Source organism: Ensifer meliloti (assembly GCF_030064585.1).
Taxonomy (GTDB): domain Bacteria; phylum Pseudomonadota; class Alphaproteobacteria; order Rhizobiales; family Rhizobiaceae; genus Sinorhizobium; species Sinorhizobium meliloti.
The window spans coordinates 365569-381453 of record NZ_CP120364.1; the positions used below are offsets into that span (position 1 = coordinate 365569).

Genomic DNA, 15885 nt, shown 5'->3' on the forward strand with positions numbered 1-15885 from the left:
CCTGCCTCACCGCATTGCCAGTGCAGTATTCACCTTGATGACATCGCCGGGCAGCACGGGTGTGTTCTCGTCGGCGGCGATCTCGGTCGGCTTGCCGTCCTTGTCGCGAATAATCGAATAGGTAATCTCGGCGGCCTGCTCTTCGAGCTGGGCCGCATCCGCCGACTGCAGCAGCGCCTCGGTCATGAGATCCCGACTGGTGCCGAGCTTCAACGTCAGCGTGTCCAGCTCGGCTTCGGTGTTCTGCAGTTCCTGAGCAAGCTGAGCATCCCAGTCGTTGCGGAGGTTCGTTTCGTCCTGCGCCGCCTTGCTTGCATCCTGCTTTGCCTTGAGGGATGCGGTGTCGATGTCCAGCAGCGACGCCTGAACGTCCGCGACCCGCTGCTCGAGGGACAGTTTGCGCTGGCTGAGCGCCAGCCCTTTTTCGGCAAGGCTGTCGACCTTGTCGCGATCCTCCGTGGCAAGCTCGAGCTGGCGGGCCTGCGTTTCAGCTTTCTTTGCGAGTGCTTCAATCTCGCTCTGGAGAAGAGATCTCAGATCGGCGAGCGCATCGAGCTGACGCTTCTGGCGCTTGTCACGCGATTCCATAAGCGCAGTCTCGCTGGCGAGCAGCTTTTCGGCGTCCGGAACGTTCTTGAGCTCCTCGGGCATAGGGATTGTGTCGCGCTTGCCGATTTCGGCAAGCAGTCGCGCGCGGCGAATGAGCAGACGGCTGCGTTCCGCAACCTGCACCGCGGATTCCCCGCTGGCATTGATGTAGTCGCGCGCGAATCGCTGGCCGTTATCCGCCCGCCGCAGCCCTCCCCCGAGACTGACGGCCTTCAATACCGTCAAATTGGGAGCATAGGGGTATTCTCCGGGCGTCTGCACCTCGCCGGAGAGATAGACCGGACGATATTGCGCCATCTCCACCGACGCGGAGGGGCGATCCCTGAGGCCGAAAAGCTTCTGCATCTTGACGCCGATCTCTTCCGCGACCTCCGACGTCGTCTTGCCGGAGGCAGGCAGATCGCCGACGAAGGGCAGGGAAAGATTGCCGGATGGACCCACCGTATAGTCGCCGCTGACGGCCGACCAGTCGCGGACCGCGCCTTCGGCGGTTTGCCACTCGGCCACGCGAACCCGGAGCTTGTCCATGACGCCGAGCCGGTACTCATCGGCCCGCGCCAGCGACGCCCCTGAAGCTGCGAGTGCAGCAAGGAGCGCCAGGCGGGTAAAACAGGAAGCCATACGGGAACCAGCGGATTTCCCTGATCGTCTATTCGATTGCATTTTTGGATATTTCCGTTGCTCGACGTTGCCCATGCCGGGCCGGCGCCAAGATTTCAGTAGCTGCCGCGGGAGAGGCAGACGGCAGGGATCGTCTTGAAAACAATGACAAGGTCGGCGAAAAGCGACCAGTTCTGGACATATTGCGTGTCGAAAGCGACGCGCGTGGCGTAGGAGACGTCGTTGCGGCCGCTGATCTGCCAGAGCCCCGTCAGGCCGGGACGCGATCGCAGATAAAAGACGGCTGCCGAATCATAGAGTTCGAGTTCGTCTTCGACCACCGGACGGGGGCCGACGACGCTCATTTCACCGCGAATGATGTTGAGGAGCTGCGGCAACTCGTCGAGGCTGAGCTTACGCAGGACTGCCCCGACAACGGTCACGCGCGGATCGTTCTGAAGCTTGCGGGTCGTACGCCATTCTTCATAGGCGTCGGGGTTGATCCTGAAAAACTCTTCGAGGACCTCGTCGCCCTTTTCCATCATCGTACGGAATTTCAGGCACTTGAAGGATTGGCCATTGTGACCGATTCGGCGATGCCCATAAAAGACACTGCCGCCGTCCGAGAACTTGACGAGGGCCATGATGAGCAAAAAGAGCGGGCTGAAGAGAAGGAGGGCCACGGAGGCGGCAAGAATGTCGAAACTGCGTTTTGCCATACCTCCGATCGGTCGGACTGCCCCGGTTTCTTCGGGGATAAAAAACGGCGAACTGGCCGAGCGAGTCGCGGACTTCATAGAGGTGACTCCATTTACGTTGGCGATTGTCGGTCCCGTGGGACGCGGGCTCATCTAACGTGAGTGTATGGTCAGAATTTGTTTTTTGAAGGCGGAATGATGGCAGCTCTGCGCCGCCCGTCCCGCAGACGGTTCAAGGTGGCGAAAGTCGCGAAATATTACGAAGAGTTAATTTCGGAGAGCGCAAATCAGGGGTTAGGATAGTTCCCCGCCGCATCGCAAACCGAAAACATCGTCGCGGGCTAGTTATTTCGGATTATAAAGTATTGTTAATAGACGCATCATTCTGCACTGACGAACAGCGGACCCGCTGGTGCACGAAATTGACGCGCGGCAACTTTCCCTCACTTTTTTTGCACCGCAACATTTTATTGCGGCGCACAGTTGCTGAGGCTAGCCGCTCAAACACGTGTAACAAAAGTTGATCGGGAAAAAAGGCCGGCCACACGCCCCAAGAGGCAGCACCCAAGGCAGCTTTCCGAAAGGCCGGGCAATTTTAGGGGAAATACGGCCGCGTTCCGCGCGCATCCATTTCACGCGGCAAACTGCCCCGGAGATGGGGAACTTATCCGCGATCACACCCGTTTGAATTGTGGAAATGGAGCCAATGCTTAAAGGCGGCGGAAAGATTTCCGATGTATGCTCGACTGCAACAAAGTAGCGTTTCCCGGTTGAAGAGAAAAGCGGGCGCTAATATAGTGGCCAGGCAGGAGGAGAGGGCAACAGCTCTTATGAGGTTCCCAATCGCAGACCCGAGGGTAGGTTAGCGCCATGTTCGCACCGCGTGTTTTTCTGAGCATGATCGGCGCTTTGGCGGCTTTTGCCGTTGCAACTTATTACCTCAATGGATCGCTCGCCTCGACGGCGATCCAGACCCTGATCTGCGCGGTCCTCATTCAAGTCGGCTACTTCGTCGCCGTTCTGTTCCTCGTATGGAAAGAGGCGCGCGAGCGCCGCAGGCTTTCTTCGCAAAAGCAGTTCGTGACGGCCGAGGCAGCCAACGATGAGAAGCAGCCGGGAAAGGTCTCGCTGCGCAGACTGAACCGGCCTCATCATCTCAATTCCTGAGCGGCTGGCGCCGCTCTCCTTCGCACTTGCAAAAAATTTTTCGCCTGACGCGTTTGCGACATGATCGCACGGCATGGTTCCGGCAACTTCGCGCCCTTGAGGCGCGACAGCCGATAACTCGCTGGAGGCCTCACATGACCGCAGCCGCGCCGACGGACGTCTGCATCATCATCGCCGCGAAGAATGCCGCCGACACCATAGCGCGCGCGGTCGCTTCGGCGCTTGCCGAACCGGAGGCGGCAGAAGTCGTCGTCATCGATGACGGCTCGACCGATGAGAGCGCTTCGGTGGCACGCGCTGCGGATGACGGAACGGGGCGGCTGAATGTCGTTCGCTTCGAAGAAAACCGCGGCCCCGCGGCCGCGCGCAATCATGCGATCGCAATCTCGCATTCTCCGCTTATCGGCGTGCTCGACGCGGATGATTTCTTCTTTCCGGGACGCCTGGGCCAATTGCTTTCGCAGGACGGCTGGGACTTCATTGCGGACAACATCGCGTTCATCGATGCCGCGCAGGCGGCAACCGCGCATGGCAGGATCGACCGATTCGCCCCTACCCCCCGGCTCATCGATCTCGTCGGCTTCGTCGAAGGAAACATCTCGCGACGCGGCGTGCGGCGCGGCGAAATAGGCTTTCTGAAGCCGCTGATGCGACGCGCCTTCCTCGACCAGCATGGCCTGCGCTACAACGAGACGCTGCGCCTTGGCGAAGATTACGATCTCTACGCTCGCGCGCTCGCCAATGGCGCACGCTACAAGATCATCCACAGTTGCGGCTATGCCGCCGTCGTCCGCGGCAACTCGCTGAGCGGCAGTCACCGGACGATCGACCTCAAGCGTCTCTATGAGGCAGATCGTGCAATTCTTGCAGGGAGCCGGCTGAGCAGCGACGCCGAAGCGGCGGTCCGCCGGCACGAGCGCCACATTCGCGACCGCTACGAACTACGGCATTTTCTCGATCTCAAGAACCAGCAGGGCGTGGGTCGTGCATTCGGCTACGCCCTGACCCACCCGGCGGCACTGCCGGCGATCATCGGCGGAATCCTTGCGGACAAGACCGAACGTTTTCGTCCGTCCGGTTCGCCGGCGCCCCTCGCCCTCGGTGGCAAGGGCGACGTGCGCTATCTGCTCGAGACTCTTGCCGTGGATCAGCCTCAAAAATAGTCCCGGCGTATGCCGTCGAGTACCGTGCGGAAACGCTCCTTGCGCTCTGCCAGCGCACTGTCCTTGCTCAATTGCGGCGCCGCCCGGCTTGCCTGCCACAGCGCCAGCGTCGCCGGCGCGGCGAGCGCTCGCTTGGCGGCAGCGCGCAATGAAGTCTGGCGTGGTTCACGCTCGGCGACCGCCAGGTCTCCGTCGATCTGCCGGCGGTTCGGGTCCTCCGGCTGCGGTTCCTTCGCCTGGAAATCCATGCCCCAGAAACGGGCACCCTTGATCATGGCCTCCGCCCGCGTCGACACCGGCACCCGCCGGGGGCGGTAGGTGACGCCGAGGGTCTGGGCCCAGTCGTTCCACTTGAAGCTGTTGATGCTGTGCGACGTGCTGACCGCGGTCCAGGGAACGCGGAACGCGTCGGCCAGGATGGCGCCGTGCATGGATTCGGCGACGATAAGCTCCGACTGGCCGATCTTTCGGATGACGTCCTTGGCCTCGCCACGCGGGTCGATATAGTTGAGCCCGACCGCGTCGCAGATCGCCGGCCACAATCCGGCGATCGCCGATTCCCAGTGTGGTACGAAGCTCCGCTTATATATCTTTCGAAGGCCCTGAAACTCCGGAAGGTCGGCGACCATCACCGCAGGATCGATGATACCAAGTTCGGGAGCCACGCCGAGCTTCGCAGCCGTCAGCGGACCGCGGACCGAGCGGATATCCCATTCCTTAGGGTCGCTCATGTCGGGAAGCGTGCCGTAGCCGAAACCGCTGCCGATGACGAGCTTATGCGTAGCCTTGGGCAGCAGAGCGCGGTTCAAGACCGTTCCAACCCCCACGAGCAGCGTCTCGGGGTGGACCTCGCGAAAACCGGGCAGCAGGAAATCCCAAAGCCACAGGTTGAGGTCGTCACCGAAATTTCCGTGCTGGGATTCCCAATAATACGGCTTCATGACCGTCTCCGTTTGCAATTGTGAGGCGACGTGACACGCGCGGTGGCGAATGTCGTCGTTGATTTCGGGTGTTGTCAGGGCAAGCAGCGCGTACCCGATCGGGCCGAAGGAGGTTAGCGGGATAGTTTTCCAACCGCCAACTCGGCGGCGCTGCCGATCAATCGCGGGTCTCGCCAGAGCCAGCGGGCAAGAAGATCGAACTGCGGCAGTTTCCTGCGCTTTATCCGGCGTGCCTGGCTCCATAGCGCCTGCCGCCGCGCGGTATGCTTGTAGGATCGGATCGCCTCCATCGCCTTCGGCCGGTTACGATATCGGCCTTCGAGCGTGTCGAGTGCAACCCAGGTATTGAACTGCTGCTTCAGGAACTGAGGCGAGTCGTTATCGATCGAATGAAAGATGTTGAGCCCTTCGCCACGCACCGCGCCCGCTGCATCGCAAAGCACCACGCGCTTGGATGCGAGCACGCAGTCGCAGAAGAAGAGCACATCCTCGGCCGCAAGCTTGAGCGTGGCCTCGAAACGCACCTTTTCGAAGAGCTTGCGCCCGATCACCATGCAGGACATGTGGAGAAAGCTCCAGTTCTTCAGCATCACGTCCTGAAGTTCGGGGAGCTCGACGACGAGCGGGCTTTCCGAGAGGCGCGTGACCGTCTCGCTCTTTTCGAGATCCGCGACCCCGAAATGATAGTAGAAGGCGTCGCCGCCCGTGATCGAGGCCCAATAGCAGTCGGCGTCGAAACGCGTCATGCTTTGATAGGCGTTCAGGAGATGATCCGGCGTCCAGACGTCGTCGGAATCGAGGAAAGCGACGAAGTCGCTGTCGGCGGGAACATTATCGAGACCGGTATTGCGCGCGCCACCCGGCCCGCCGTTAGGCTGGCGGATTACGGTGATGCGCTCCCTTTCTTCCTGGGCGAGCCCGGCAAGCTCGTCCGCTATCGGATAGGGGGATTCGTCGTCGATCACGAGAACATGGAAATCCTCGAGCGTCTGAGCAAAAACGGATGCCAGCGCGCGCCGGAGAATTCCGGGTTCCTTCTGGTAGTACGGAATGACAACTGTGAGCTTCGCCATCTTTTCGCCCCTGCGGTTTCTCTAAAAAGAGTCTGCGTGGTCTCCTCCCACCGGGTCGCGGCCGTATATCTAGAGCTTGTCCTTTGCATTCCTCCTTCAAAGGACTTTCACGGAATCCTCGCCAATGACCCCAACCGTTAACGCAAAAACCGTAACGCGCAACGTCGGCTGGAGCGTTCTTTCCAAGACAGGGACATTCGGGCTTAAATTTGTCACGGTGCCGATTCTGGCCCGCATTCTGTCTCCCGAGGAATTCGGCGCCGTCGCTGTTGCGCTCACCGTGGTGCAGTTCCTCGCCATGATCGGCGGCGCCGGCCTCACCTCCGCACTCGTCATCCAGCAGGATGAGGAGATGGAAACCGTGCACTCGGTTTTCTGGGCAAACCTCGCCATCGCGCTCATGATGGCGCTCGGACTGTTCGTTTTTGCCGAGCCCCTGGCCACGCTGCTCGGCGCGCCGGAGGCTGCCTACCTGCTAAGGATCATGAGTCTGCTGATCCCGCTGCAGCTCGCCGGCGACGTTGCTTATTCGCTGCTTGTCCGGAGGATGAATTTCCGCAAGGACGCCGTCTGGAGCATGATCTCCGAATCGCTCGGTGCCGTTATTGCCGTCCTTCTGGCGCTGCTTGGTTTCGGCATATGGTCGCTGCTCGCTCAGCTTTTCGTCTCCGCGCTGGTGCGTCTGTCCGGGCTTTATGCCGTTTCCCGTTACGCACCGCGCTTCGTATTCTCGCTGCAACGCGTTCTGGCGCTCAGCCGCTTCAGTTTCGGCATGATGGGCTCCGAGATCGCGAACTTCATCACCTTCCAATCTCCGATGGTCGTCATATCCCGCTATCTCGGGCTGTCCGACGCAGGCGCCTATTCGGCGGCGAACCGGTTCGCGAGCATCCCGAACCAGGTCGTCCTCTCTGCCGTCATGGGGGTGCTATTCCCCACCTTCGGCCAGATGATGCATGATCGTGAGCGGCGTTCACAGGCGCTGATGCTCAGCACTCAGGTGACCACCGTCCTGCTGGCGCCGATGATGTTCGGCCTCTGGGCACTTGCCGAGCCGGCGATGCTCGTCCTTTTCGGGAGCCAGTGGGCCTATGCCTGGCCGGTCCTCGGACTTCTCGCACTATCGAAAGGCATTCTCACCCCCTGCAGCACATTCATCCCCTATCTCAAGGGGGTCGGCCAGGGAGCCGTCCTGTTCTGGTGGGCGCTGATTCGCGCGGTTGCGACAACAGGCGCGGTCGCCTACGGTGCCATCGACGGCTCGCTGGTCGAGGCGATGATCTGGCTATGCATCGTCAATGCCGTAACGCTTGTCGGATACTCCTGGGTGGTGTTCCGTGCCGACAGCACGCCCTTCCTCAAGGGTTTGTTCATATCCAGCCGGCCGATGATCGCGGCGCTGCTGATGGCGCTCGTCGTCCGTTTCCTGCTCGACCATTTCGGCGCACATGTGCCGAACGCCGTCTTGCAATTGATCGCCGGAACGGCCATCGGCAGCGTGATCTACACGGTTCTGATCCTTCTGACGGAACGATCGCTGTTGCGGAGGCTCCTGGACATGGCGCGGGCACGAAAGCCGAGGGCCGCTCCCGCGGGGGCCGCCGAATAGTCAGACGAGCCCGACCATGGAAGAAAAAGGACGGGGCAATCCGCCCTTTTGTTGCCGCCGGGGCGCGGTCGCGGGAACGGTTTGCGGCACGCCGCGTTACAGTTCGACGGCAACAACATGGATGTTCGAGATGAAAGGCATTATCCTTTGGTTGATGGGCGTTCCCCTCATCGTCATTATCCTGCTCTATATGTTCGTCTTCTGACCCCGCGGTGTCGCGAATCATTCCGCCTGACGAGCAAAAGTCGCGCGAATACACGCGCTCAGTCACGCCGATATGCACGCCGCGGTGGCATTCACCCATAGTTTTGAAGGATGTGAATGGCACCCACCTGGGTTAGCCTGTTCGGGTATTCGGCTGAACAGGGATGGGGCATGACCGGCACCAAAAGCGCTGTAGCTGCCGTTGGCAGGCGCGCGCCGCACTCGGCACGACTGGTCTCCGCCAGCGCGCGGGCGCTCGGCGCCGCTCTGGCGACGCTTCTCATGGCCCATAACGCCGAGGCTGCAGATCCGATCATTGGTCAAGCCTCGGTGATCGACGGCGACACTATTGAAATCGCGGGCGAACGCGTCCAACTTAACAGTGTGGACGCGCCGGAAGAGTGGCAGGTCTGCCTCGATGAAAGAGGAGCAGATTATCGGTGCGGCAAGGAATCGGCCTCGGCCCTGGATTCATTCTTGTCGGCATCCCGTCCGACTCGCTGCGAGTTCCCGGAAGGGATCGTTATGGTCGCGTCGTCGGAACGTGTTTCCGGGCCGATGGCAAGGACGTGAACCGCTGGCTGATCGAGTCCGGCAATGCAGTCGATCGCGACACGGACAGCAAAGGCCTCTATGCATCCGCGCAGCAAACTGCCAAATCAAACGGTGCTGGAATCTGGCGCGCGCAGCCCGAGCATGCCTGTGCGGCGCGCGTCGGCCGGGTAAATCGAAAGCCGAGTTGTTGAAGGCTGCAAACGAGAGCCAATGATCTTAGAATTCTGGATCCTGTGCGCCATTGTTACCGCCGTAGTCGCGGCGGTCAGAGGCGGTCATAGTCTGCTCTGGCTGCTGATCGGCTGTCTTCTCGGGCCGATCGGTATTCTGGCGGCAATCTTCGTGCCTTCGCTCAAATCGAGGGACCCCTCGGTGGCGGCGAAACGCCAGAGCGAGATCGACGAGCTGGCGAAGCCGCTTCGCGAAGGCGACACCAAGATCGTCTCCGCAAAGCCAAAGGATCGCTGAACCGCGATAATTTTAGGTCGCTATCGGAGGACTGCAATCTCTCCTCCGCCCTTCATCTCTGTGCTTGTCATAGAGATGAGAGTAGCGCCGCGTCTGCGGCGCGGGAAGAGTTCTCTCAGCCCAAGGACTTGGTCTGACTGGATCCCTGTGACGAGCACAGGGATGAGGAAATCAAACAAGCCGGAGGGTATCCCGAATCTCAACGGGCCTCAGCCCTCAATATGCGCCCCATCCTTGCCGCATTTCGCCCGGAGCTTGCCTCAATTGCGGTCCATCCTCCAAGAAAACGCGCCCAACTTTGAAAATTCACAGTTGCGTCGTTCAACCGGAGATTGCCCCATAATATTGCGGGGCGCAATTTCTGCAACATGCCGCGAAACCGGGATTTTTCAGGAAAGCGGACCCCTTCCCGCGGCCGTCTGTTTTTGCGGGAGCTCGCGGTTTAGGTGCACTGCAGCATGATTCGGTTCGCTTTTCTGCTGCAACGCCATATTTTTTCTTCGGGAGTGCCCTAGTTTCTCTTCCTGCGGGCTGAGGTCTGCTCTGTTGAAACGGCTGCCGCGAGGCGCTGCCCGATAGGGAGTGACTGATATCGTGAGTATGGACGCGAATGTCTCGGCGCGCATCAACCTGATGCGTATTCTGCTGATCTCCGGCATCGTATTCGTGCACGTCCCGTACAATCCGCAGTGGAGTCCCTTTCTGGGCAACTACGGCATGTTGGACTGGCTTCGCGTCTTTCTCGGCGAAAGCCTGTTCCGCATCGGTGTGCCCTGCCTCAGCGCGATCTCCGGCTATCTTCTCTTTCGGAGAGGCCTTGCCGATTTCGACTATTGGAAGACGCTGAAGACCAAGGCGCGGACCGTTCTCCTGCCGTTCCTTATCTGGAGCGGCTCCTTCTTTGTGGTCGTTTACGCCATTCAGCGCCAGGGCCTCGGCTTCGGCTATCTGCCCGACACGATCAATGCGACCCCGCGCCAGTGGCTGAGCATGGCCTTCGCGATCGAGGCAACACCCGTCAACCTGCCACTGTATTTCCTGCGCGACCTCATGCTCTGTATCCTGCTGTCGCCGCTTCTGGCATTGCTGGTGAGCCGTTATCCGCGCGTGACGCTCCTCGCACTGCTCGCCTATGCGATCCTGCCGCTGCCAAACGGAATCTTTCTCAAGAAGTCGATCCTGTTCGGCTTCTCGGCTGGAATCTATGCGAGCCTGCATGGCGTGAACATCAAAATGCTCGATCGCTTCGCGGCACCGATCGCGGCCGGGTTCCTGGCGATCGCAGTCGTGATCGCCGTCGGCCTCTATTACACCGGCCCGGATTTCCCGCTTTGGCTCGACATGGCACTTCGCCTGACGTCGATTGCGGGCATCATCGGCTCCTGGGCGATCTCGGAGCTGCTCGTGCGCACGCGCCTCGGTGAAAAATTGGGTCACGGGAGTGGACTGAGTTTCTGGATCTTCTGCGGCCACTATCCGCTGCTCGTGTTGTTCTGGATGATCTGGAACCGCACCGGGCTCAGCTATTATCCGCTCTTCTATTTCACCGCGCCGTTCATCGCCATTGCGATCCTCGTCGCGTCCCACAATCTCGTACGGCGCTTGGCGCCGGACCTGCTCGCAGTGCTTACCGGCAGCCGAACAGGTGCGAAACGAATGGCCACGCAGCCGCCGCAAGGCGCGCGGGCAGGCTATTCGCCCCAGCAAAGGTAACGACAATGACAATCGATCGCTACAGACGCTTTGCCCGTCTCGCCTTCATCGCAACGCTCCCTCTCGCCGGCCTCGCGCCCGCGGCGGCCGCGCAGGAAGGCGCCAACGGCAAGTCCTTCAAGGACGATTTCGACACCCTCGACACCCGCGTCTGGTTCGTCTCGGACGGATGGAACAATGGCGGGCATCAGAATTGCACCTGGTCGAAGAAGCAGGTGAAGACCGTCGATGGCATTCTGGAGCTGACCTTCGAGGAGAAGAAGGTAAAGGAGCGCAACTTCGCCTGCGGCGAAATCCAGACGCGCAAGCGCTTCGGCTACGGCACCTACGAGGCCCGGATAAAGGCGGCCGACGGTTCCGGCCTGAACTCGGCCTTCTTCACCTATATCGGACCCACCGACAAGAAGCCGCATGACGAGATCGATTTCGAGGTTCTCGGAAAGAACACGGCGAAGGTCCAGATCAACCAGTATGTATCGGCAACGGGCGGCAACGAATTTCTTGCCGACGTTCCGGGCGGCGCCAACCAGGGTTTCAACGATTACGCCTTCGTCTGGGAAAAGAACCGCATCCGGTACTACGTCAACGGCGAACTGGTTCACGAAGTGACCGATCCGGCGAAGATCCCGGTAAACGCCCAGAAGATTTTCTTCAGCCTCTGGGGCACGGACACGCTCACCGACTGGATGGGCACCTTCTCCTACAAGGAGCCGACAAAGCTCCAGGTCGATCGTGTCGCCTTCACGGCTGCCGGCGACGAATGCCAGTTCGCCGAGTCGGTCGCCTGCCAGCTAGAGCGGGCGCAATCCGAGTGAATGGCCGGTAACTGAGTAATTTATCCATTTTGTTGCAGTGCACAAAGAATTGAACTAAGCTCGGCCCCGGGCTGGGCAGGAAAACGGACGTTTTCATGCTGCAGATACTCTATCTGGCACAGGATCTTGCCGATCCAGCAGTGCGCCGGAGAACCCTGACGCTCGTCGCGGGCGGCGCACGCGTGACGCTCGCCGGCTTCCGCCGCGGCGACAATCCGCTGGCGGCCATCGACGGCGTCGAGCCGATCGAACTCGGAACCACCGCCGACGGTCGTTTCGCCCAGCGAATCGGTGCCGTCGCCCGCGCGTGTCTGTCGCTGCAACGTCAGCTCGGCCATGTCCGCAAGCCCGATGTCATCATCGCACGCAATCTGGAGATGCTTGCCGTGGCGAGGAGAGCGGTCGCGTTCTTCGGCGGCACGGTTCCCATCGTCTACGAATGCCTCGATATCCATCGCCTCATGCTGCGCAAGGATATCGTCGGGCGGATGCTGCGCGCGGCCGAAAGCCAACTCGGCAAGGATGCGCGCCTGTTGATCACCAGTTCCCCCGCCTTTATCGAGCATTATTTCCGGCCCCTTTCCGGCATCGGCGCTCCGCCGATGCTTCTGGAAAACAAGGTGCTCGAAATCGACGGCACGGTCGAGCGGCGGACGGCCTCACCGGCCGAGAGCCCGCCGCCCGGCGCACCCTGGAAGATCGGCTGGTTCGGAGCGCTTCGCTGCCGCAGGTCGCTCGCCCTTCTCGCCGAATTCTCGCGCAAGATGGAGGGCCGCTTCGAGATCGTCATGCGCGGCAGGCCCGCCTATTCCGAGTTCGACGATTTCGACGGCTTCGTTCGCGACGAGCCCTTCATGCGGTTCGAAGGCGCCTATCGCAATCCCGAAGACCTGGCGGAAATCTATGGCGAGGTCCATTTCACCTGGGCGATCGACTTCTTCGAGGAGGGCCAGAATTCTGCCTGGCTGCTGCCGAACAGGCTTTACGAAGGCTGCCGCCACGGCCGAATCCCGATCGCCATGAAGGGGACGGAGACCGCTCGTTTCCTGTCCGTGCGGAGCATCGGCCTCGTTCTCGAGGGAGCCGACGTTGAGAGCCTCGCCACGGTTCTCGGTCCGCTGACGCCAAATTGCTATGCCGACGCCGCGGAGCGTATCAGCCGCTGCAATCCGGGATCCTGGGTGTTCGACCGGACGGATTGCGAAGCTCTGGTGCGGCAGCTGGCAACGCTCACGCTGCAGGCGCCGCAGACCGTTCCCGTAGTCGCGATGGCAGGTTCTAGCCACAAAGAAGGTGGATTTCTATGAGCTCAGATGAACTGACGTCCACGTCGAGCCTTATCGTCATACCCTGTCTCAACGAGGCCTCGCATATCGAGGCGCTGATCGAAAAGCTGCGCCCGTCACTCACACCGTTGAACGCGCGGGTCGTCATTGCCGACGGCGGCAGCACGGACGGAACGCGGGAGATCGCCCGGCGCCTTGCCACTGAGGATCCACGGGTGCTCTTCCTCGACAATCCGAAGCGCATACAAAGCGCAGCGGTCAATCGTGCGGTCGCCGAACTCGGCGCCGGCAGCGACTACCTGATCCGCATCGACGCCCACGGCACCTATCCGGACGATTATTGCGAGCGGCTTGTCGAGGATGCCTTGGCGACCGGCGCGGACTCGGTCGTGGTCGCCATGCAGACCGTCGGTTTCAGCACGTTCCAGAAGGCAACGGCCTTCGCGCAGAACTCCAAGCTCGGCAATGGCGGTTCGAAGCACCGCACCGGTGCCGTCGGTCACTGGGCCGAGCACGGTCACCATGCATTGATGCGCATCGAAGCCTTCAAGGCTGTCGGGGGCTATGACGAGAGCTTCAGCCACAACGAGGACGCCGAACTCGACTATCGCCTCGGAAAGGCCGGCTACCGGATCTGGATGACCGACAAGACGAGCATGGTCTACTATCCGCGTGCCAAGCTCGTCCCGCTGTTCTGGCAATATTTCGGCTACGGCCGCGGCCGGGCAAAGAACTTCCTCAAGCATCGCGCAATGCCGGGGCTCAGGCAGATGCTGCCGCTTGCGGTGGCACCCATCGCTTTCGGCGCGCTTCTCGCGATCGTCAACTGGATGGCCGTGGTGCCAGTCGGGGTTTGGGCTGCCGCATGCCTCGGCTATGGCGTCTGGATGGCGCTCGGCCAGCGTAATCCTTACGGACCGCTCGCCGCCGTTGCGGCCATGGTCATGCATCTTGCCTGGTCCGCCGGGTTCTGGCGGGAACTCCTCGACTTCCGCCGCAGGGTGGCCTAATGCCGAACGAGCCTCTTCACATCGATATCGGCGTCTGCACGTATCGCCGGCCGGAGCTTGCCGAAACGCTTCGCTCGCTGGCTGCGATGAACGTGCCGGAGCGCGCCAGGCTGCGCGTGATCGTCGCCGACAACGACGCGGAACCGAGCGCCAGGGCTCTGGTCGAAGGGCTTCGCCCGCAGATGCCGTTCGATATTCTCTACGTTCACTGCCCTCACTCGAATATCTCGATCGCCCGCAATTGCTGCCTCGACAACAGCACCGGCGACTTCCTCGCCTTCCTCGATGACGACGAGACCGTTTCCGGCGACTGGCTGGTCCGCCTTCTGGAAACTGCGCGCATCACGGGAGCCGCCGCCGTGCTCGGTCCCGTCAGGGCGCACTACGGGCCTACGGCTCCCGGCTGGATGCGCAGCGGCGATTTCCACTCGACGCTGCCGGTCTGGGTAAAGGGAGAAATCCGGACCGGATACACCTGCAATGCGCTGCTCAGGCGCGATGCGGCTTCGCTCCTTGGCCGGCGCTTCAAGCTTTCACTCGGCAAGAGCGGCGGCGAGGACACGGATTTTTTCACTGGGATGCACTGCGCCGGCGGAATGATCGCCTTTTCGCCGGAAGCCTGGGTGCATGAGCCGGTACCGGAAAACAGGGCCTCTCTTGCCTGGCTTGCGAAGCGTCGTTTCCGCTCCGGACAGACCCATGGACGCCTTCTCGCCGAGAAAGCCAATGGCTTGCGCCAGGCCTGGAATGTCTCCCTTGCCGGGGCAAAGTCCGGCTTTTGCGCAACTGCCGCGGTCCTCTGCTTTCCTTCGGCCGCAAGGCGGAACCGCTTTGCGCTACGTGCCGTACTGCATGCCGGCGTCATCAGCGGCCTGCTGGGGCTGAAGGAAATCGAACAATACGGAGCCCGCGAGGTGACCTCGGCATGAACCCTCCGGCGATCGACAAGGTCCCCGACGTCACATTCGTCGTGGCCGCCTATAATTCCGCGGATACGATCGTGCGCGCGATCGAAAGCGCATTGGCGCAGGAAGGCGTGACCGTCGAGGTCGTCGTCGTCGACGATTGCTCGGCAGATGCGACGCCCGCGCTCGTGGCGGCGATCCCGGATCCCCGGGTCCGCCTGATCGCCCTTGATCGCAACCGCGGTCCGGGCGGCGCACGCAATGCCGGCATCGGAGCGGCGTGCGGCCGGTGGATCGCCGTTCTCGATTCGGACGACACGGTCCGGGCGGACCGGCTCAGGCGGATGATCGAGCGAGCGGACGCGGCCGGGGCGCAGATCGCCGTCGACAATCTCGACGTCGTCTCGCTGGACGGACGCAGTCTCAGGATGTTCTCCGAAGCCGAACTCGCCCGGCTGCCGCAGCTCACGCTTCCCGCCTTCATCGAGTCCAATGTGCTCTTTCGATCCGAGCACAATTTCGGCTACATGAAACCGATCTTCGAGCGCCGCTTCCTGGAAAACCAGCAGCTTCGCTTCGACGAGACGCTGCGCATCGGCGAGGACTACATCCTGCTGGCATCGGCCCTTGCCTGTGGCGGGCGCTGCGCGGTCGAGCCGTCCGCCGGCTACATCTATCATATCCGCGAGGGTTCCATCTCGCGTGTGTTGAGGCTCGATCACATAGACGCGATGATCGCCGCCGACGAGGCGTTCCTGCGCCGCTACGCGCTCGACGGCCTTGCGCAGAAAATGCAGCACAGGCGCATGCGCGGCTTCCGCGAAGCTCGCTCGTTCCTGGTCCTCGTCGATCAGTTGAAAAAGAGATCGTTGGCCGGCGCGCTCAAGACCGCGCTGGCCGACCCGCTTGCGCTCCGGCATCTCAGCATGCCGATCGCTGCCCGATTGCGCCGCCTTGCCGCGCGATTCGTGCATCCCTCCTCCCATTCGGCCCCCCGTGCCGCCCCCGTGACGGCGGCGGCTGAACGATCCCCGCTGGGCAACGACCCCCACATAAGCAAAGGATGATA

15 protein-coding genes and 1 pseudogene are annotated in these 15885 nt (G+C 61.5%); 12 read left to right on the plus strand and 4 right to left on the minus strand.

The annotated features are described in order from the left end of the window. Positions 1 to 6: 6 nt before the first annotated feature. Together exoF and exoY are read right to left on the minus strand one after the other, a co-directional pair. Positions 7 to 1272 carry an exopolysaccharide production protein ExoF gene (gene exoF, locus PZL22_RS01580; RefSeq protein ID WP_033048582.1) on the minus strand — a complete coding sequence of 422 codons (1266 nt, stop codon included), beginning with the start codon at positions 1270 to 1272 and terminating at the stop codon, positions 7 to 9. 53 nt (positions 1273 to 1325) lie between these two features. Next, positions 1326 to 2006 (minus strand): exopolysaccharide production protein ExoY, encoded by a 681-nt coding sequence (exoY, locus tag PZL22_RS01585; protein WP_027988565.1) that lies wholly within the window; start codon positions 2004 to 2006, stop codon positions 1326 to 1328. Between the two features lie 771 nt (positions 2007 to 2777). On the opposite strand from exoY, the gene exoX reads away from it, so the two are divergent. Beyond that, entirely contained in the window at positions 2778 to 3074 is a 297-nt protein-coding gene (gene exoX / locus PZL22_RS01590) for an exopolysaccharide production repressor ExoX (protein WP_004434938.1), read from the plus strand. Between the two features lie 134 nt (positions 3075 to 3208). Next, complete coding sequence (exoU, locus tag PZL22_RS01595; protein ID WP_127598541.1) at positions 3209 to 4237, plus strand: succinoglycan biosynthesis glycosyltransferase ExoU; 1029 nt, start codon at positions 3209 to 3211, stop codon at positions 4235 to 4237. Here the strand turns inward: exoU and exoV are convergent. Beyond that, positions 4228 to 5178: a succinoglycan biosynthesis protein ExoV gene (gene exoV, locus PZL22_RS01600; RefSeq protein ID WP_004434933.1), complete on the minus strand. Its 951-nt coding sequence runs from the start codon at positions 5176 to 5178 to the stop codon at positions 4228 to 4230. The genes exoU and exoV overlap by 10 nt on opposite strands. 113 nt (positions 5179 to 5291) lie before the next feature. Further along, positions 5292 to 6251 (minus strand): succinoglycan biosynthesis glycosyltransferase ExoW, encoded by a 960-nt coding sequence (exoW, locus tag PZL22_RS01605; RefSeq protein ID WP_004434930.1) that lies wholly within the window; start codon positions 6249 to 6251, stop codon positions 5292 to 5294. 124 nt (positions 6252 to 6375) lie between these two features. On the opposite strand from exoW, the gene exoT reads away from it, so the two are divergent. The 10 genes and pseudogenes from exoT (at position 6376) to exoO (ending at position 15883) form a co-directional block, all read left to right on the plus strand. Continuing rightward, positions 6376 to 7860, plus strand: a complete 1485-nt coding sequence (gene exoT / locus PZL22_RS01610) for a succinoglycan biosynthesis transport protein ExoT (protein WP_284718420.1) — start codon at positions 6376 to 6378, stop codon at positions 7858 to 7860. Positions 7861 to 7876: 16 nt separating this feature from the next. Further along, positions 7877 to 8065 (plus strand): hypothetical protein, encoded by a 189-nt coding sequence (locus tag PZL22_RS01615; RefSeq protein ID WP_162098007.1) that lies wholly within the window; start codon positions 7877 to 7879, stop codon positions 8063 to 8065. A gap of 170 nt (positions 8066 to 8235) precedes the next feature. Beyond that, positions 8236 to 8810: pseudogene (locus PZL22_RS01620) on the plus strand (thermonuclease family protein). Positions 8811 to 8829: 19 nt separating this feature from the next. Continuing rightward, on the plus strand, positions 8830 to 9087 hold the full coding sequence (locus PZL22_RS01625) for a hypothetical protein (protein WP_004434906.1): 258 nt from the start codon (positions 8830 to 8832) through the stop codon (positions 9085 to 9087). 600 nt (positions 9088 to 9687) lie between these two features. Further along, positions 9688 to 10800, plus strand: coding sequence for a succinoglycan biosynthesis protein ExoH (gene exoH, locus PZL22_RS01630; RefSeq protein WP_127615417.1), 1113 nt, complete (start codon positions 9688 to 9690; stop codon positions 10798 to 10800). Between the two features lie 5 nt (positions 10801 to 10805). Next, positions 10806 to 11615, plus strand: coding sequence for an endo-1,3-1,4-beta-glycanase ExoK (gene exoK / locus PZL22_RS01635; RefSeq protein WP_004434902.1), 810 nt, complete (start codon positions 10806 to 10808; stop codon positions 11613 to 11615). A gap of 95 nt (positions 11616 to 11710) precedes the next feature. Further along, positions 11711 to 12922: a succinoglycan biosynthesis glycosyltransferase ExoL gene (gene exoL, locus PZL22_RS01640; protein WP_004434901.1), complete on the plus strand. Its 1212-nt coding sequence runs from the start codon at positions 11711 to 11713 to the stop codon at positions 12920 to 12922. Further along, positions 12919 to 13911 (plus strand): succinoglycan biosynthesis glycosyltransferase ExoA, encoded by a 993-nt coding sequence (gene exoA, locus PZL22_RS01645; protein WP_004434899.1) that lies wholly within the window; start codon positions 12919 to 12921, stop codon positions 13909 to 13911. Before exoL ends, exoA begins: the two co-directional genes overlap by 4 nt. Further along, a complete protein-coding gene (gene exoM / locus PZL22_RS01650; protein WP_004434897.1) occupies positions 13911 to 14840 on the plus strand; it encodes a succinoglycan biosynthesis glycosyltransferase ExoM in 930 nt (309 codons plus the stop codon). Before exoA ends, exoM begins: the two co-directional genes overlap by 1 nt. Further along, positions 14837 to 15883 carry a succinoglycan biosynthesis glycosyltransferase ExoO gene (gene exoO, locus PZL22_RS01655; protein WP_004434894.1) on the plus strand — a complete coding sequence of 349 codons (1047 nt, stop codon included), beginning with the start codon at positions 14837 to 14839 and terminating at the stop codon, positions 15881 to 15883. Before exoM ends, exoO begins: the two co-directional genes overlap by 4 nt. Positions 15884 to 15885 lie beyond the last annotated feature (2 nt).